Source organism: Citrobacter sp. JUb117 (assembly GCF_024809055.1).
Lineage (GTDB): Bacteria > Pseudomonadota > Gammaproteobacteria > Enterobacterales > Enterobacteriaceae > Citrobacter > Citrobacter gillenii.
On record NZ_JANUFB010000001.1, the window covers coordinates 628,935 to 646,117 of the forward strand.

Below are 17,183 nucleotides of genomic sequence, written 5' to 3' on the forward strand. Positions count from 1 at the left end.
ACCGGCTGATTGCAATGCTATCAGCCGGTTTCTTATTACTGGCGGTAGGCCTGTTTAATTTGTTTAACAGTGTTGGAAAATACCGCAGCCTGGGATTGATCTTCAATCTGCGCGATCTGTTTTTCCATCTTAAGAATCACGCGGCCTGCATCGGCTTGTCCCATTGCCTGCAGCATCAGCGTTAACATGGCTTTCAGGCAGGTGACTTCGTTAGCCAGTTCTTGATTATTCTCAGCAGTGGAAAAATCAGGCGTACTCATTTATTTTCCTCGTTATGTCTCTATGAAAAAGTGCGATGGCAAATGTTAAGGCGGCGGAGTATACCATAAGCGCGGCTAAAAATATCAGTGGCTGTTTTTCGCACAAACATTAACCGCGACATTAAAATAAACAAGATGTTGCAGTGCATATATTTTCTCCATTCTTTGTATATTTCGAGTTTTTTACTCGTTAATTGTTGTTACAACTTTGCCCGCCTATTTAGCATTCAACTGAAGAATATGATTTTTTTGTCACCATTTTGAAACAGCGATTCGTATATAACCCCGGCAGAACGCCGTCAGCAGTGAATGTTTCCACGCGGCGTACAATCTAATTTCCAAAAACGAGAGCAAAATCGGAAGACGGATGTTTTTTACATTTCAAAGTTGAGATAAAACCCGTTAACATAGGACCGATTAACTATCGGTAGCGTTATCCCTATTCTGGAGATATTCCTTTGATCAACGTTTTTCTTGTTGATGACCATGAACTGGTGCGCGCAGGGATACGACGCATTCTTGAAGATATAAAAGGCATTAAAGTTGTCGGCGAAGCGTGCTGCGGCGAAGATGCTGTGAAATGGTGTCGCTCAAATTCCGCCGACGTCGTGCTGATGGACATGAATATGCCCGGTATTGGTGGGCTTGAAGCAACACGTAAAATTGCGCGTTCTACGGCTGACATAAAAGTGATCATGTTGACCGTTCATACTGAAAACCCATTGCCCGCAAAAGTCATGCAGGCCGGGGCCGCAGGTTATCTGAGCAAGGGCGCTGCACCTCAGGAAGTGGTTAGCGCCATTCGCTCCGTCTATTCCGGACAGCGCTATATTGCTTCTGATATCGCTCAACAGATGGCGCTCAGCCAAATTGAGCCGGAGAAAACGGAAACACCGTTTGCCAGTTTGTCTGAACGCGAGTTGCAGATTATGCTGATGATCACCAAAGGCCAGAAGGTCAATGAGATCTCGGAGCAGCTGAATCTCAGTCCGAAAACGGTGAACAGCTATCGCTATCGAATGTTCAGTAAATTAAACATTCACGGCGACGTAGAGCTGACTCACCTGGCAATTCGCCATGGCCTGTGTAATGCGGAGACGTTAACAAGCCAGTGACCGAACAGTTTGATGCCAAAGCGTTCCTGAAAACCGTCACCAGCCAGCCCGGCGTTTATCGTATGTACGATGCCGCCGGGACGGTTATCTATGTCGGTAAAGCCAAGGATCTGAAAAAGCGGCTTTCCAGCTACTTCCGCAGCAACCTCGCGTCGCGTAAAACTGAAGCGCTGGTGGCGCTTATTCAGCAGATTGATGTGACGGTGACGCATACTGAAACCGAAGCGTTGTTGCTTGAGCATAACTACATCAAGCTGTACCAGCCGCGCTACAACGTGCTGTTACGCGATGATAAGTCTTACCCCTTTATCTTTCTTAGCGGTGATACCCACCCGCGCCTGGCGATGCATCGTGGGGCTAAGCATGCCAAAGGCGAATACTTCGGTCCATTCCCTAACGGCTATGCCGTGCGTGAAACGTTGGCACTGCTGCAGAAAATTTTCCCAATTCGTCAGTGCGAAAACAGTGTCTACCGCAACCGCTCGCGCCCTTGTCTGCAATATCAGATTGGCCGCTGTCTCGGTCCCTGCGTCGCCGGTCTGGTGAGCGAAGACGAGTACGCGCAGCAGGTTGACTACGTCCGCTTGTTCTTGTCCGGCAAAGATGATCAGGTGTTAACGCAATTGATCGCCCGGATGGAAAAGGCCAGTCAGAATCTGGAATTTGAAGAGGCCGCGCGTATTCGCGACCAAATTCAGGCCGTCCGTCGTGTCACCGAAAAACAGTTTGTTTCCAACACCGGGGATGACCTTGACGTTATCGGCGTGGCGTTTGATGCCGGGATGGCCTGCGTGCATGTTTTGTTTATCCGTCAGGGAAAAGTGCTGGGTAGCCGCAGCTATTTTCCTAAAGTACCGGGGGGAACGGAACTGGGCGAAGTGGTCGAGACCTTTGTCGGACAGTTTTATTTACAGGGCAGCCAGATGCGCACTTTGCCCGGTGAGATCCTGCTCGATTTTAATCTGAGCGATAAAACGCTGCTGGCCGATTCGTTGTCTGAGCTCGCTGGGCGGCGGATTAACGTCCAGACGAAGCCGCGTGGCGATCGCGCGCGCTACCTGAAGTTGGCGCGTACCAATGCTGCAACGGCGCTGACCACCAAACTGTCTCAGCAGTCCACCATTACACAACGTTTGACGGCGCTGGCATCGGTGCTGAAGCTACCGGCGGTTAAACGCATGGAGTGCTTCGACATCAGCCATACCATGGGCGAGCAGACGGTAGCCTCCTGCGTGGTTTTCGATGCTAATGGACCACTACGTGCTGAATACCGCCGCTATAATATTACCGGCATTACCCCCGGCGATGATTATGCAGCGATGAATCAGGTGCTGCGCCGCCGTTATGGCAAGGCGATTGAAGCAAGTAAGATCCCGGATGTTATTTTGATCGACGGTGGCAAAGGTCAACTGGGGCAGGCGAAAGCGGTATTTGCTGAATTGGATGTGCCCTGGGATAAAAGCCATCCGCTCCTGCTTGGCGTGGCAAAAGGGGCGGATCGTAAAGCTGGCCTGGAAACGTTGTTCTTTGAACCGGAAGGTGAGGGGTTCAGCTTGCCGCCAGATTCGCCTGCGCTGCACGTGATTCAACATATTCGCGATGAATCACACGATCACGCTATCAGCGGACACCGTAAAAAACGGGCGAAGGTGAAAAGCACCAGTACCCTGGAAACCATTGAGGGCGTTGGACCAAAACGTCGACAGATGCTGCTAAAGTACATGGGCGGTTTGCAAGGGCTTCGTAACGCAAGTGTCGAAGAAATTGCAAAAGTGCCGGGTATTTCGCAAGGTCTGGCAGAAAAGATCTTCTACTCGTTGAAACATTAGGCCCTCTGTAGCAACATAGGGGTAATTTCACTGACAACAGATAGTTATCCGTCATATGCAATTTAATATCCCTACATTGCTCACGCTGTTTCGCGTCATTCTGATCCCATTCTTTGTATTGGCGTTTTATCTGCCATTTACCTGGGCTCCCTTTGTTAGTGCGCTGATCTTCTGTATCGCGGCGGTTACCGACTGGTTTGACGGATTTCTGGCACGCCGCTGGAACCAAAGTACGCGTTTTGGTGCCTTCCTCGATCCGGTCGCCGATAAAGTGCTGGTGGCTATCGCCATGGTGCTGGTAGCGGAGCACTACCACAGCTGGTGGGTAACATTACCTGCTGCGACGATGATCGCCCGTGAAATTATCATTTCAGCACTGCGCGAATGGATGGCCGAGCTGGGGAAACGCAACAGCGTAGCCGTGTCATGGATCGGTAAAGTCAAAACCGCCTCACAAATGGCGGCTCTGGCGTGGTTACTGTGGCGGCCAAATATCTGGGTTGAATACGCCGGGATCGCGCTTTTCTTCGTTGCTGCGATACTGACATTGTGGTCAATGTTCCAGTATTTGAGAGCTGCACGTGGAGATTTGCTTGATCAGTGATCGTTTCGACGCAAATTTCAGCAAACGATCGAAAGTGGTGAAAAATATCGTTGACTCAGTGCGTCAGGTAAGTAGAATGCAACGCATCGAACGGCAGCACAGATTGCCAGACGATAGTAAAATCAAGTGATTAACAAAGTTACTTGGTGATGCGGGAATAGCTCAGTTGGTAGAGCACGACCTTGCCAAGGTCGGGGTCGCGAGTTCGAGTCTCGTTTCCCGCTCCAAATTTAAAACATCGGCAATATGCGGGTGTTGGCTGAAAAGCCTGAAGATTTCGGCGCGTTAGCAAAGCGGTTATGTAGCGGATTGCAAATCCGTCTAGTCCGGTTCGACTCCGGAACGCGCCTCCAATTTCTTCCCGAGCCCGGATGGTGAAATCGGTAGACACAAGGGATTTAAAATCCCTCGGCTGTAAGGCTGTGTGGGTTCAAGTCCCACTCCGGGCACCATGGGAAAGAAAAGAATAATCAAAGCAATAAGCAGTGTCGTGAAACCACCTACGGGTGGTTTTTTTGTTTTTGTAATTTGCTTTGATCATTGCGTAGTCATTCAGATTCCTCATACAGAGAGGGCATTACTGCCTCACCGCAAACGTAACAACAAAATGCTCTTTTGCTTTCAGAACGAGAAAAGGGAATTGGAAATCAAAGTCGGGAAATTTGCCGCCACCACACTGTATGTAAAGATATGGCAGCGGTTGACTGGCGAATGTTTGAAGTGTGAGTCTTGAATGACTGCCACTCGCGGCGGGTTGTACTTACCCAGTATGATGAATCAGAGATGTTTAATCTGACACCAGCCAGAACTCAGCCTCTTCAAACATTTCCTGAACGGTTCGGCTTATCTGTTCTTTCTCGTGCTTACTGGCATCTGTGTTGATCCCCGGTAGTGTCATCATCGGTTTAACTCGAACATCCGCATCCGGGAAGAGTCGGTGAACCCTCTTACTCAACTCACCTAAAATAATCTCCTTTGCACCCGGTAAACCCTCAAAATTTCTTTTGTCATAAACGAGTTCCACAAACATTGCACACTGCCTTTCTGGTGGATGAATATACAGTGTTTATACTGTGTTTTTATCCACTATTCAAGAGGGCGTTAACGTGGGCATCCCTTCAGTTGCGACTGATATGTGCAATGGTCGCTGAAGTCCGGATTGAGCGATGACGGGCTCACCCGAATCCATACCTGACCAACCTGAAGAACGGCAATGTGTGATGACCGCTCCGTGAAAGAGTACGAGAAAGACCGTTTTCAATATTGCTCAATGAGGGGGATATCCTTATATTTGATTGAGTTGTATTGTTTTAACCCCTTATTCTACTGACATCGAGCAACGCTTGATTCATTAAAATATTCTGAGTAAACGGTATGAAGAAACCAAGCGACCATAAAAATGATCGCCTTCCGAAGCCAAGAACGAACTTTTCTGATCCCGATGTGAGAAAACGTGTCGTTGAAGGGTTGAATGATTCTGCAGCAAACGATTTTATTGCCCTTATTAATTGGCTGAGAATGGGTAAAAACGTAGGCGAGGCCATCCCTTTGGCGAAATGTCACAGCCTTCGTAATACGATTTCCAGGCTTGAAGCCCTAAAATGTGGTGTAAAAACCGATTGGAAAGACGTGCTCAAACTGATGGAGCGTACAATACAAAATAGCCACCAAGTTAAAGAGATTGCGTCTGATCCATCGCAAATTTCCACTGGAATTATCAAAAATATGCATGAGATAAGCCAGAGTATAGCATCAGGGAGCGCAACGCCTGAAATGCTGGCAAGGCTTCATAAAATGCATCAGATCACCTCCAGTCTGAAAGGAAGTGAAGATCTGACAAACAGTATTAACATGCTAATAGAAAGCACGCAGGATGCTTTGCGTGGCTATACGAGTCAAAAAGCAAAACCTAAGGTCAGGAAACCCATTAAGCAAAATTATGCCCAACGTGAAGATATGATACTCCGCAGCGAGTGTGAGCCTTTAATTGGCTTGAATGACATTTTCATGATAGCAAATCGCCTTATTTCTATGTCAACTCGATTGGGTTGCTCTCCTGTGACCTTGGCAAAACGAGTAGATGCTTTGAAAGGTGTAATTAACCCTGAAATTATGCCCGAATTGCTCGATCTCCTTCAGCAGGATGTCGAGTTGATGGCCCAGACTGTTCCGCTCCAGGTCAAAGATGATAATAGCCGTAGTGATGGTGGAAAACTTGTTGGATTGACGGGGATAGTCGAAGGCGGATCTTCTATAGGTGTTGAAGCTCAGCGAATAATCACAGCAGAGCTTAAAAGGCTTCCCCCGCTGACCAATGCTCAGCGAATATCTTTTGACACAGCGCGTGCAAGCTTGGCCTTAGAATGTGACACATTCAAGGTTATTGAAGAGATCAGGCGTATTGCAGCTTGCTTTAAATGGAGGCCGTTGGCTGTTGCTGCCTATGTTGCACACAAATCTCTTGGAATCAGGGCTGATATTGCTGGAGACGTGATTACCCTACTAGCGCAAGATGAGGCACTTTTAGAAAGTGCTAAATGCCCGTACTCATCCGGCCAACCGCAATCCAGTTGAGGTAGCGCTTGCGACATGCTTTACGTTCTCCGTTTGGTATCAGTAAAACCTCGCCTTGGTGTTCGGCTTGTGTGGATTCAAGTCCCATTCTAATTGAATAATTAAATCAATAAGCCGTGTCGTGAAACCACCTACGGGTGGTTTTGTTGTGCCTGTAATTTGTTGACCCGCATCGGCTCTTTTCTAAGGGCAAGGTTTCAATAGGCATCTACCTGCGAATCGGTGCACCCATCATAAATCCTCCGCGGGCCGGGTTATTACTGAACCCATCTCGGGCGGGATTGTAACTCTGGTTCTGAAAACGGTTAAACATAATGGGATCGCCAATGCCATCCTGAATCGCAAAAGACCGATGGATTTTGTTGTGGGACCTGAGCGTGAAACCGAAATCCTCCGTTCCTCCAACGATGATGACGCTGTTGCCGGTAGACAGCGCCGCACTTAATTCACGCTCTCTTGCGGCCTGGTCCTGTAAGGTGCTGGCAATAGCACAGAATGACGTCATCAACAGTACGGTGAAGGCTAAGTATGAACGTACCCGTGGCCGTTTCATGATGAATACCTGATAAAAATGTGGCTATTCAAGTATAGCGTTTGGCAGCGTTGGTACCCGACGTAGGTATGATTAATTTTACCGCTGTGTCTGTGAAAATAATGATTATCCAGCCAGTCAGCACCGCTGAATTCCCCCCTATAATGAAAGCAGGTAACAGGTGATAGCTCCTGTTTGCAGACCCTACTGATGCAGGAGACGATCATGAGAGGCTTACTCTCTTTGACGATGATGTCTGCAACGTTACTCGTTTTTAGCGCGATAGCGTATCCAGTAGCAGTGAGCGTTGCTGTGGAGTCTGTGCCGTCGCAAGACCCCATCAGTCGTTATCAACAAAGGTTTGATCAAATACAATCCTATCAGGTTGTTATGCGTTCCTCGTCCACGACAGAGGCGAGCAAAATTATTCGCTATAGCTATAAAAAACCCGGCTATGTACGAATGGACTTCACCCAACCGCATGCTGGTGCGGTACTGACCTATAACCCCGATAGTGGGAAGGTGACGTTGTGGCCATTTGGGCTAGGAACGTTGCCTGTTTTGACGCTGTCGCCCACTAATTCACTGATTCAGGATGAGCGCGGTCATCGTGTGGACCGGTCTGACATCGGCGTTTTGCTGGGGAATATTCGCCGTCTGCAGCGTGAGGGAACCACCACCACCCTTGGCGTGGAGAATCTATCCGGGCGCTTGGTCACCTATGTCTCGGTGGTGGGGCCGAAGGCAATGGTTGTTGATGGTGTTCATCGCTATGACCTTTGGTTAGATAACTATTATGGGCTGCCTGCCAAAGTGATGAGCTACACGCTGGAGGGAAAACTGCTGGAAACGGTGCTTATGGACTCACAGATCGTTAACGTCCGTTTTCCTGCCAATTTCTTCACGCCTTGAAGGAGCCAGCGTAATGGCCGAATATCAGTTTTCTACCGTCTGGCGGGTTGAGGCGTCACTGCAGGAGGTCTGGGAGGTGTTCTCGCATCCGGACCAGTGGCCAGAGTGGTGGGTAAGTCTGGAGCGAGTCACCGAAATTAAGAAAGGTGATGGGCTGGGTATCGGCGCGTTGCACCGTTATACCTGGAAAGGGGCGCTGCCGTATCGTTTAACCTTTGATATTAATGTACTGAATATTCAGCCGTGTTCTCTGCTCGAAGGAGAAGCCTGCGGTGAGGTTGAAGGTCGTGGAGTATGGTCTTTTGTCGAATTAGGTAAGGAGACACTCGTCAGATACGACTGGAACATTCGCACCACGCTTCGCTGGATGAACTATCTTGCCCCGCTGGCAGCCCCCGTATTTCGCTGGAATCACGATACGGTTATGCGCGAGGGCGCAAGAGGACTTGCCCGCAAATTAGGCGCTCCTGTGTATATGTTTTAATTTAATGGCGAGCCAGGTAAAGGGACTCGCATATTTTATGCATTCTTTGCCTTTTTTCTTATTGCGCCTGTACTCTTGTGGTCGAAAGTGGCTTAATCGGTTCTCTTTTCATTCACAGTTAACAGGTCTGTTATTGATGAATAATCCCCATCGACTCGCCTTTTTACGTCAGCGTCTGTCTGCTGTGATGATCGCCTACGCTCGCCGTGGCTCAACTCTCATAATATGGACAGACAGCAATGCAACGTCGCCAGTTTCTTAAAAATAGCGTACTCCTTTCTGCCGCCGGATTCGTCGGCCCTTCGATAGTTAGCCAGACAGTACAAGCCGCAGAGCCGTTAGCAGCGCCGGTGGCGCGTCGACGTTTTGTGTTATCACAAACCTATCAGCTCAATCCACCTCAGGGATCGCGTGGCGTGGTGAAACTGTGGATACCGCTGCCGGTAGACACCGCGTTTCAGCAGATGACGAACCTTGTCTTTACCGGCAACTATAAGCAGGCGTACGTCACCACTAATAACACCTACGGCGCCAAAACGCTGTTTGCCAGTTGGCCCGATTCGCAGGGTGAGTTGCTGATAAAGGTCGATATTGAGATTGAAACGACCGACTGGGAACCGCTGAAACATGACGCGCTAAAAACCTGGCAAGCGCCGGCGCAGATTATTTACCCGCTGGATGTCAAACCGTATCTGCTGCCGACCGCGCATACGCCCATCGATGGCCTGGTTCAGGAAACCGCGCGTAAAATTACCGGGACGGAGCAGGACCCACTGAAAAAAGCACGCCTTATTTATGAGTGGGTGAGTCGCTATATGGAGCGTGATAATGACGTGATTGGCTGCGGGACAGGCGATGTCGCAGAGATCCTGAAAAGCGGCAAGCTTAAGGGAAAATGTACCGACATGAGTTCCGTTTTTGTGGCACTGGCTCGGGCTAGCGGCATTCCTGCGCGTGAACTGTTTGGCATCCGCCTGGGGAAAGCCACTAAGCTGGAACGCTATTCGAAAAGCGCGTTTGGCAAAGCCGACAGCGCAGGGGTTGCCGATGTTAGTGGTGGACAGCACTGTCGTGCTGAGTTCTACCTGGCCGGCTACGGCTGGTTGCCGTGCGACCCGGCAGACGTGACCAAAATGCGTTTGGCAGAGAAAAAAAACCATCAGGATGCCGATGTCCAGGCCGTCAACGCTTACCTGTTTGGTAACTGGGAAATGAACTGGGTGGGTTTCAACTACGGACGCGATTTTGAACTGTATCCGGCAACCGAGCAGGGTGCGATGAACAACTTTGGTTACCCTTATGCTGAAGTGGACGGCGATCCGATCAATTTCTATGACCCTAAAGCGTTCTCTTACCGCTATGTCGCAACAGAACAACGCTAAGGGGGCGGGATTAACCCTGCTGACGGCCGCTGCGGCGGCTGTCACCGCCGGTCTGTGCTGCGTCGGGCCGCTGTTATATCTGCTGTTTGGTATTTCCGCGGCGGGCTTTGCGGTATTCACCCAGGCTGAATTTTTACGTATCCCCCTGATGGTGCTGACGTTAGGGTTATTATTACGCGTCTTCTGGCGACTCTATTTTTCTAAACGGCTGTGGTGCACCGGGCGGTTAACCTTGACGCAGATGCGCGTTCTATACTGGTTCGCCGTGGCGCTGATTTTGCCGGTGTTATTCTACCCCACGCTGGTGGCCTGGTTTTATGAGGTGTTTGAATGAAAAAAGTAATGCTGCTGGGATGGTTATTACTGCCGTTATGGGTACAGGCCGCCAATCAAAAAGTGGTGCTGGATATCCAAAATATGACCTGCTCGCTGTGCGTTATTTCGGTGAACCAGGCGCTGCGCGAAACCGACGGCGTGATCAAAGCCAAATCTTCGCTTAAGACTCGACAGGCCGAAGCCATCGTGCCCCACGGTTTTTCTACTGATACGCTGCTGAACGCGGTGGCGAAAACTGGATACACGGCCACGCTAAACCGTATTGAGCAACAGTAAGCCGTTTATGCCTATTGGTATCAGTTATTCTGCCAGCCATGTAAGATACTCACAGGCAAGAATTATTGACTAAGGAAAAGCGTTATGAAAACGGGACCGTTAAACGAGAGCGAGCTGGAATGGCTGGATGATGTACTGACCAAGTACAATACCGATAAGGCGATTCTGGATGTCTCAGAGCTGGACGGCTTGCTGACGGCAGTGCTCAGTTCACCTTTTGAAATTGAGCCAGAGCAGTGGCTGGTCGCGATATGGGGCGGCGCGCAGTATGTCCCTCGCTGGTCATCCGAAAAAGAAATGGCGCGTTTTATGAACCTGGCGTTTCAGCACATGGCGGATACCGCCGATCGTCTGGATGAATTCCCGGAGCAGTTTGAACCGTTGTTTGGCCTGCGCGAAATTGAAGGCCATGAGCTGACGATTGTGGAAGAGTGGTGCTTTGGCTATATGCGCGGTGTGGCGTTGTCTGACTGGTCCACATTACCGGATTCGTTAAAACCCGCGCTTGAGGCGATTGCGCTGCACGGGACGGAAGAAAACTTCGAGGTGGTGGAAAAACTGACCCCAGAGGCGTTTGAAGAGAGCGTTGAGGCTATCCGTCTGGCGGCGCTGGATCTACACGCGTATTGGATGGCGCACCCGCAGGAAGCCCCGGCGAAGGTACCGGTTAAAGTCGATGCCAAGGTAGGACGTAACGATCCGTGCCCGTGCGGCAGCGGTAAAAAATATAAGCAGTGCTGTCTGCACTAAGACAATGGGGGCATTAAGCCCCCTTTTTTTTAACCCACTTCTGGCAGCAGTCCTGCTGCAATTGAAAACTGCACCGCTATCACCACAATCCCGCAAATAAACACCAGTGCCAGTGCCGGAGCGCCGCCGGCAACGCGATACGTCGCCTGAGGATTGTGTTTTCTGCTCTGCCAGACCAGCATCGACGGGATCAGCAGCGCCAGCACCGCGAGGGCCACGCCTGCGTATCCCAGTGCCATGACAAACCCGCGCGGGTAGAAGAGGGCGAAGGCCAACGGCGGCAGGAATGTCACTATGCCGGTCTGCAGTCTTCCGGCTGCAGTATTACGGCGCTGGAAGAGGTCAGCCAGATAATCAAATAAGCCCAGCGCCACACCCAGGAAGGAGGTCGCCAGTGCGAGGTCGGCAAACAGATGCACTGCCAGCTCAACGTGCGGTGAGGCCACCACTTCACGTAACGCCTGTAATAAACCGTTTAAGCCCGCATGATCGGCGAGCAGCCCCATAAAGGTTGATGAGTTGATACTGCCGAGTGTGGCCAACTGCCAGAAAATATAGGCGACCAGCGGGATGGCGCTACCGGTAATAAACACCCAGCGTAATTTACGGATATTGCCGTTCATATAGCTGACAATGCTGGGAACGCTGCCGTGAAAACCGAATGAAGTGAAGATAACCGGAATGGCAGAAAGCGCCAGACCCTGCTGCAGCGGTAGCGTGAGGAGATTGACTTTATGGACGTGCGGCATCAGCAACGCCAGCATAACGACCAGAAAAATAATTTTGGCGCTGAACAGCAGGCGGTTGAACAGATCAACCAATGAAGTGCCTACACATACCACCCCCCCGGCAACAAAGGTGAACAGTAATACGCCCATCGTTGGGGATATGCTGGTGCCGGTCCAATCACTGATGCTCGAGGCCAAAAGTTCACCCGCACCGCTGATGTACGCCGCTGTGAGCGCATACATCAAAAACATCATGCTAAAGCCGGTGATCCACTGTCCGTAGCGACCGAGATAGCGTTTTGCCAGCGTGCCGAGTCCGGTGTCTGCCGGGACATGCTGATACACTTCGAGCAGCAACAGCGCGGTGTAGCACATCAGTGCCCATAGACCAACTAACAACACCAGCGTGACGCTAAATCCCACGCCCGCCGCAGCCAATGGCATCGCCAGCATACCGGCGCCAATCGTGGTTCCCGCCACGATAAAAACACTACCCAGAGTTCTATTCTTCACGCTTTCCTCTGTCCCAGAGATAGTCAACAGTTGTATCTGCGGCGCAGAGTAAAGCATAACGCTATTTTCGTCAAATGACCGTTACAATACGTGTATAATTATATTTACACTTGGTGGGTGGTTAAGATGTATTCCAGATGACATTTTTCTGCGTTAGCGCAAAGCAGCATAAAGCCGTTCACATTAGGCTATGGGCTTTATTGAGGAGAATGTATGGAATCTATTCACGGCCACGAAGTACTCAACATGATGATTGAGTCTGGCGAACAGTATTCAAATGCCAGCCTTGAAGCGGCGATTACAGCACGTTTTGGCGAGCAGGCACGTTTTCATACCTGTTCTGCTGAGGGCATGACGGCAGCTGAGCTGGTGGCGTTCTTAGCAGCGAAGGGGAAGTTTATTGCCAGAGACGACGGCTTCTCTACGCACGAAAGTAAGATCTGCCGCCATTAATATTCCTGGCTAACGGTAGTATAGCGCCACCGTTAGCCAACAGAATTAATTCTGTGTATCAAGCGTGGCCAGTTCTCTGTCGATGAAATAAAGACCTTCACCGCTTTTGCCTGCCAGCGTTAATTTATCAATAACCGATTTAAATAATTTCTCTTCTTCGTGCTGCTCGGCAACATACCATTGCAGGAAATTAAAGGTCGGATAATCCTGATGGGTCATTGCCGCATGCGCCAGTTCATTAATTTTCTGGGTGATCAGCTGTTCGTGTTCATAGGTAACGCGGAACAGTTCATCCAGTGACGCGTATTCAGCAAACGGTGATGGCACGGTATTAATGCACGGCAAGCTGCCGGTGTCGGTCAGGTAGTCAAACAGACGCTGCATATGCGTCATCTCTTCCTGTGCATGGCGACGCAGGAACGCGGCGGCGCCTTCAAAGCTGTGATAGCTGCACCACGCACTCATCTGTTGGTAGAGCAGAGATGAATATAATTCAAGATTCATTTGCTCATTCAGTTGGTCGATCATTTCTGTTTTCAGCATGGTTCTGCTCCACGAACGGTAATTATATATTGATGTGGCATCACTATAATTTGTTATTTATTTATTTGCAAAAGGTAAAATAATAATTTTAATTATTAAAAATGCGAATGGGAATAAAACGCATTAACGATATTAGATCGTAAAAATAAACCCGGCGTAATAAAAGACCAGCAGCAATATGCTGGTCTGCATATTAGTAATTAAAAGAGGGGGATTGTGGGACGGCGACGCCGTGGCACTGCCAGGCGAGCGTGATGGTGGTATTCATGCACAAGGAACCGGCATAAACGCTGCAGGTGGCAACCGGTTGGCCAAACGCCACCGCGCTGGCGTATCCCATCCGCTGACATTCCTTTGTCGCCGTACCCTGGGCAACATAATCGTCGGTACGAGCCGTCTGCAGCATGGCCTGGTTGTAAGTCAAGCGCACTACACCGGTGATAGGGCTGGCTTCGCTGACCTGTGCCTGTTTAGTGATAGTGCATCCCGTCAGCACGAGCGGCAATAGGGTTAGGATTAGGGTCTTCATGATATCGCTCTGAAAGTTCGGTGATAGGCTATCCTTGCATACACTGCGGCCTGACAATGGCCTGAATAACTTAACGATCACCTGCAAGTAATCACAACGGCGTCTTCGGCATGAGGCAAATCGGTTGTTTCAAAGGAAAAATGTGAGCACATCATTACTTTTTAAAACTAAATTTCATTAAATTTGAAAGTGAGTTTGCAAAATAGTAATGTGGCCTGAATGTTATGACTCATGGCGGAACCCCCGCGACGTATTCAGGAGAAGACACAATGAAAATTGCATTGATGATGGAAAACAGCCAGGCAAGCAAAAACGCGATCATTCATAACGAGCTTAAAGCCGTTGCTGATGAGAAAGGTTTCCCGGTGTTTAACGTTGGTATGAGCGATGAAAATGACCATCATCTGACCTATATTCATCTTGGTATTATGGCCAGCATTCTGCTCAATTCTAAAGCTGTCGATTTTGTCGTCACCGGTTGCGGTACGGGTCAGGGCGCCATGATGTCGCTGAATATCCATCCGGGCGTCGTGTGCGGCTATTGCCTCGACCCGGCAGATGCGTTCCTGTTCGCACAAATCAACAACGGTAATGCGCTCTCTCTGGCGTTTGCGAAAGGTTTCGGTTGGGGCGCCGAGCTGAACGTACGCTATATGTTCGAAAAAGCCTTCACGGGGCGTAACGGCGAGGGTTATCCGCCGGAGCGTAAAGAGCCACAGGTGCGTAACGCCGGTATTCTGAATCAGGTTAAAGCGGCGGTCGTCAAAGAAAACTATCTTGATACTCTGCGCGCTATCGATCCCGAATTGGTGAAAACGGCTGTATCCGGCCCGCGTTTCCAGCAGTGCTTCTTTGAAAACTGCCAGGACAAAGCGATTGAAGCGTTTGTCCGTGAAATCATTGGCTAAATGTTGTTGGCCCGGCGGCGCACGCTGTCCGGGCTTATCGGTTCTTGTTTGACACCGCACAGCCTGCGTCGCGAGTGAGTCGCAACGTATCCACCATGCCGATCAGGCAAATAATAGCAGTTACCACAAAGGCCAGACGGAAGCTAATGCCGGGCACATGGCTCAGCGCCAGCCACTTGCTGACTTCATCACCCATTCTGATGCCAATTGCCGCCAGCGAAATCCCTAACCCTACCGCTAATTGCGTGGCCGTGCTGAACAGCGTATTGGCGTAGCTCATCTGCGAAGCGGGAACATCAGCGAAGGCCAGCGTGCTGACACCGGTAAACTGGATCGAGCGGAACACGCCGCCCAGATACAGCACCAGTAAAATCACCCACACTGGCGTTTGCGGGGTAATCAACGCGCAGGCCAGTAGCGCCAGTACGTTCAGCGTACCGTTAATCAACAGCAGCTTTTTAAAGCCCAGCCAGCGAATCAACGGCGTGGTCGCAGGTTTGATCGTCAGATTGCCGACAAACACCGCCAGCACTAATGAGCCGGCATGAAAGGCGTTCATGCCAAAGCCGACCTGAAACATCAACGGCAGCAAAAAGGGTACCGCGCTGATAGACGCACGAAACAGCGACCCGCCGTACATCGTGACGCGAAACGTCGGGACCTGCAGGGCATCGAGACGAATCATCGGCCAGGCAGCATGGCGAAAATGGCGCAAAGCGAACAGAAAGGTGACGACCCCAAGCGTAAGTAGGCCAGCAGTTAGCCAGCCTTGAGGCTGTTGTGCGCCCAATAACTCCATGGCATACACCAGACTAACCATGGCAACCGAGGTGGCAATAAAGCCGGGGATGTCGAAGGGGCGGCGTTCATCATCATGGATATCGGGGATGAAGCGTAACGCCAGGGCTATCGCCAGTAATCCCAACGGGACATTAATAAAGAAGATCCAGCGCCAGTTGGCATAGCTAGTGATAAACCCGCCGAGCGGGGGACCGATGATAGGGGCGACTAATGCCGGCCAGGTCAGGGTGGCAATGGCAGTGATTAACTGGTGCTTTGGCGTGGTGCGCAGCACCGCGAGGCGACCAACCGGCACCATCAGTGCACCGCCCACTCCCTGTAGGATACGCATCGCTACAAAGCTTTCGAGGCTGGTGGATAACCCGCACAGCACTGAGGCGAGGGTAAAGATGGCCAGCGCCAGACTAAACACCTTACGCGCGCCGAAGCGGTCGGCAATCCAGCCGCTGGCAGGGATCAGAATCGCCAGGGTGATCAGATAAGCGCTGATGCCAATGTTGAGATCGACCGCCTCAACGCCAAAGCTTTTTGCCATATCGGGTAGGGCGGTGGCGATGACCGTGCCATCGATAAACTCCATAAAAAAAGCCCCGGCAACGAGCAAGGCCGCCGGGGAGAGGCCACGTTTATTCTCAACCGCTACATCGTTACTCATGTTGTGCTTGCCATCTCAAATGAAATTCACGGGTTCTTTTTATTTTCAGTGCAGCTGTACTCTCCGCACTGCTATCGTTTCGCACGCTGAATGGGTACTATGACAACCTTTCTATAAGGAGCTCATTATGTCCCAAACACTGAATGCCGATCAGGAACTGCTCTCGGACGTTGTTGCCTGCCAGCTGGTTATTAAGCAAATTCTGGATGTTATTGATGTCATTGCCCCGGTCGAAGTGCGGGAAAAAATGTCCAGCCAACTGAAAAGCATCGATTTTTCCAGTCATCCCGCAGGTGGCGATCCGGTTACGATGCGCGCTATTCAAAAAGCCGTTGCGTTGATCGAACTGAAGTTCACGCCGCAAAGTGAGTCTCACTAAAATAAACCGTTGTTTCAGGTTTTAGAAAGGTTTTTTTGCGCCTCTTGGATACAGAGGCGCAGACAGGGTAGTGCCGAGTATCAGTGATGCTGGTGGTTAACGACGTTTAGCAGATGCTTATCCGTTTGCGCCATACACAGTCCGGCGCGTTTGGCGCTACGAACCTCATCAAGAATCGTTTGCAACAGCACACCATCCTGCTGCTGCTCTTTTTCCAGATCGTGAAGAAAATCAACGGTTGGCGCATCGTTCAATGCTTCTGCTTCATTTGTTAAGCGTGACAGTGTGTTGGCTCGCTGTTGATATTCATCCAGCGTTTTTTGAAATAAGTCTTCAAGAGATGTCAACTCATCGCCTGGCACGTCGATGGCTTTGACAATGGGGTTGGCACCCGCGCTTTTCATAAAATTAAACACGCGCATCATTTGCGTGACGTTGCTCTGTGCCTGCGTACGCAGAAACGTTGCGGTGCCGGTCAGACTGTGCTCGTAGCACCATTCACTAAGGTGAAGGTAGAGGTTTGAAGCATAAAACTCAAGATTCATTTGGGTGTTGAGTTTGTGAACAATTCCAACTGCAGCCATATCAATATCCTTATTTCCAGAAAGGAAAATGTACGT

At 50.3% G+C, this 17,183-nt stretch carries 21 protein-coding genes, 3 tRNA genes and 1 pseudogene; 17 read left to right on the top strand and 8 right to left on the bottom strand.

Translation table 11 applies throughout. The annotated features are described in order from the left end of the window. Positions 1–35: 35 nt before the first annotated feature. Entirely contained in the window at positions 36–260 is a 225-nt protein-coding gene (locus M2374_RS03030; RefSeq protein ID WP_096757491.1) for a DUF2594 family protein, read from the bottom strand. After that, positions 247–360: pseudogene (locus M2374_RS22310) on the bottom strand (hypothetical protein); the annotation flags it as partial. The pseudogene M2374_RS22310 and the gene M2374_RS03030, both read right to left, overlap by 14 nt. Before the next feature lie 358 nt (positions 361–718). Between M2374_RS22310 and uvrY the strand changes: the two are divergent. The 6 genes from uvrY (at position 719) to M2374_RS03060 (ending at position 4,260) form a co-directional block, all read left to right on the top strand. Further along, positions 719–1,375, top strand: coding sequence for a UvrY/SirA/GacA family response regulator transcription factor (gene uvrY, locus M2374_RS03035; protein WP_096757490.1), 657 nt, complete (start codon positions 719–721; stop codon positions 1,373–1,375). After that, on the top strand, positions 1,372–3,204 hold the full coding sequence (gene uvrC, locus M2374_RS03040) for an excinuclease ABC subunit UvrC (RefSeq protein WP_096757489.1): 1,833 nt from the start codon (positions 1,372–1,374) through the stop codon (positions 3,202–3,204). Before uvrY ends, uvrC begins: the two co-directional genes overlap by 4 nt. Positions 3,205–3,259: 55 nt before the next feature. Continuing rightward, positions 3,260–3,808 (top strand): CDP-diacylglycerol--glycerol-3-phosphate 3-phosphatidyltransferase, encoded by a 549-nt coding sequence (gene pgsA, locus M2374_RS03045; protein WP_096757488.1) that lies wholly within the window; start codon positions 3,260–3,262, stop codon positions 3,806–3,808. Positions 3,809–3,959: 151 nt separating this feature from the next. Beyond that, a tRNA-Gly gene (locus M2374_RS03050) sits at positions 3,960–4,035 on the top strand. Between the two features lie 52 nt (positions 4,036–4,087). Continuing rightward, a tRNA-Cys gene (locus M2374_RS03055) sits at positions 4,088–4,161 on the top strand. 12 nt (positions 4,162–4,173) lie between these two features. Beyond that, positions 4,174–4,260: transfer RNA gene (locus M2374_RS03060), tRNA-Leu, on the top strand. A 335-nt stretch (positions 4,261–4,595) separates the two neighbouring features. On the opposite strand, the gene M2374_RS03065 is transcribed toward M2374_RS03060, so the two are convergent. Then, a complete protein-coding gene (locus M2374_RS03065; protein ID WP_096757486.1) occupies positions 4,596–4,838 on the bottom strand; it encodes a DinI family protein in 243 nt (80 codons plus the stop codon). Positions 4,839–5,182: 344 nt separating this feature from the next. Between M2374_RS03065 and M2374_RS03070 the strand changes: the two genes are divergently transcribed. From M2374_RS03070 to M2374_RS03105, 8 genes are all read left to right on the top strand, one after another. Further along, complete coding sequence (locus M2374_RS03070; protein ID WP_181688263.1) at positions 5,183–6,382, top strand: hypothetical protein; 1,200 nt, start codon at positions 5,183–5,185, stop codon at positions 6,380–6,382. Positions 6,383–6,759: 377 nt separating this feature from the next. Beyond that, positions 6,760–6,948 carry a hypothetical protein gene (locus M2374_RS03075; RefSeq protein ID WP_170973037.1) on the top strand — a complete coding sequence of 63 codons (189 nt, stop codon included), beginning with the start codon at positions 6,760–6,762 and terminating at the stop codon, positions 6,946–6,948. 356 nt (positions 6,949–7,304) lie between these two features. Further along, a complete protein-coding gene (locus M2374_RS03080; RefSeq protein ID WP_249418285.1) occupies positions 7,305–7,826 on the top strand; it encodes a DUF1571 domain-containing protein in 522 nt (173 codons plus the stop codon). A gap of 13 nt (positions 7,827–7,839) precedes the next feature. After that, positions 7,840–8,310: an SRPBCC family protein gene (locus M2374_RS03085; protein WP_115258807.1), complete on the top strand. Its 471-nt coding sequence runs from the start codon at positions 7,840–7,842 to the stop codon at positions 8,308–8,310. A 239-nt stretch (positions 8,311–8,549) separates the two neighbouring features. Further along, entirely contained in the window at positions 8,550–9,692 is a 1,143-nt protein-coding gene (locus M2374_RS03090; RefSeq protein WP_181688262.1) for a transglutaminase-like domain-containing protein, read from the top strand. Then, complete coding sequence (locus tag M2374_RS03095; RefSeq protein WP_137399679.1) at positions 9,670–10,026, top strand: mercuric transporter MerT family protein; 357 nt, start codon at positions 9,670–9,672, stop codon at positions 10,024–10,026. The genes M2374_RS03090 and M2374_RS03095 overlap by 23 nt, the downstream gene beginning before the upstream one ends. Beyond that, positions 10,023–10,304 (top strand): heavy-metal-associated domain-containing protein, encoded by a 282-nt coding sequence (locus M2374_RS03100; RefSeq protein ID WP_096757480.1) that lies wholly within the window; start codon positions 10,023–10,025, stop codon positions 10,302–10,304. Before M2374_RS03095 ends, M2374_RS03100 begins: the two co-directional genes overlap by 4 nt. 84 nt (positions 10,305–10,388) lie before the next feature. Then, positions 10,389–11,054 carry a YecA family protein gene (locus tag M2374_RS03105; RefSeq protein ID WP_096757479.1) on the top strand — a complete coding sequence of 222 codons (666 nt, stop codon included), beginning with the start codon at positions 10,389–10,391 and terminating at the stop codon, positions 11,052–11,054. 29 nt (positions 11,055–11,083) lie between these two features. Here the strand turns inward: M2374_RS03105 and tyrP are convergent, their stop codons facing one another. Next, positions 11,084–12,295 carry a tyrosine transporter TyrP gene (gene tyrP / locus M2374_RS03110; protein WP_115258804.1) on the bottom strand — a complete coding sequence of 404 codons (1,212 nt, stop codon included), beginning with the start codon at positions 12,293–12,295 and terminating at the stop codon, positions 11,084–11,086. Between the two features lie 213 nt (positions 12,296–12,508). On the opposite strand from tyrP, the gene M2374_RS03115 reads away from it, so the two are divergent. Beyond that, complete coding sequence (locus M2374_RS03115; RefSeq protein WP_096757478.1) at positions 12,509–12,748, top strand: YecH family metal-binding protein; 240 nt, start codon at positions 12,509–12,511, stop codon at positions 12,746–12,748. Between the two features lie 45 nt (positions 12,749–12,793). On the opposite strand, the gene ftnA is transcribed toward M2374_RS03115, so the two are convergent. Further along, a complete protein-coding gene (gene ftnA, locus M2374_RS03120) occupies positions 12,794–13,291 on the bottom strand; it encodes a non-heme ferritin (protein ID WP_096757477.1) in 498 nt (165 codons plus the stop codon). Between the two features lie 193 nt (positions 13,292–13,484). Further along, positions 13,485–13,820 carry a YecR-like lipofamily protein gene (locus M2374_RS03125; RefSeq protein ID WP_117341916.1) on the bottom strand — a complete coding sequence of 112 codons (336 nt, stop codon included), beginning with the start codon at positions 13,818–13,820 and terminating at the stop codon, positions 13,485–13,487. A gap of 269 nt (positions 13,821–14,089) precedes the next feature. Between M2374_RS03125 and M2374_RS03130 the strand changes: the two genes are divergently transcribed. After that, positions 14,090–14,728, top strand: coding sequence for an RpiB/LacA/LacB family sugar-phosphate isomerase (locus tag M2374_RS03130; RefSeq protein ID WP_115258802.1), 639 nt, complete (start codon positions 14,090–14,092; stop codon positions 14,726–14,728). A 34-nt stretch (positions 14,729–14,762) separates the two neighbouring features. On the opposite strand, the gene M2374_RS03135 is transcribed toward M2374_RS03130, so the two are convergent. Further along, positions 14,763–16,184, bottom strand: a complete 1,422-nt coding sequence (locus M2374_RS03135; protein ID WP_181688261.1) for an MFS transporter — start codon at positions 16,182–16,184, stop codon at positions 14,763–14,765. A gap of 127 nt (positions 16,185–16,311) precedes the next feature. On the opposite strand from M2374_RS03135, the gene M2374_RS03140 reads away from it, so the two are divergent. Beyond that, positions 16,312–16,563 carry a DUF2766 family protein gene (locus tag M2374_RS03140; protein ID WP_096757473.1) on the top strand — a complete coding sequence of 84 codons (252 nt, stop codon included), beginning with the start codon at positions 16,312–16,314 and terminating at the stop codon, positions 16,561–16,563. 80 nt (positions 16,564–16,643) lie between these two features. Here the strand turns inward: M2374_RS03140 and M2374_RS03145 are convergent, their stop codons facing one another. Beyond that, positions 16,644–17,147, bottom strand: coding sequence for a non-heme ferritin-like protein (locus tag M2374_RS03145; RefSeq protein ID WP_115258800.1), 504 nt, complete (start codon positions 17,145–17,147; stop codon positions 16,644–16,646). Between the last annotated feature and the right edge of the window lie 36 nt (positions 17,148–17,183).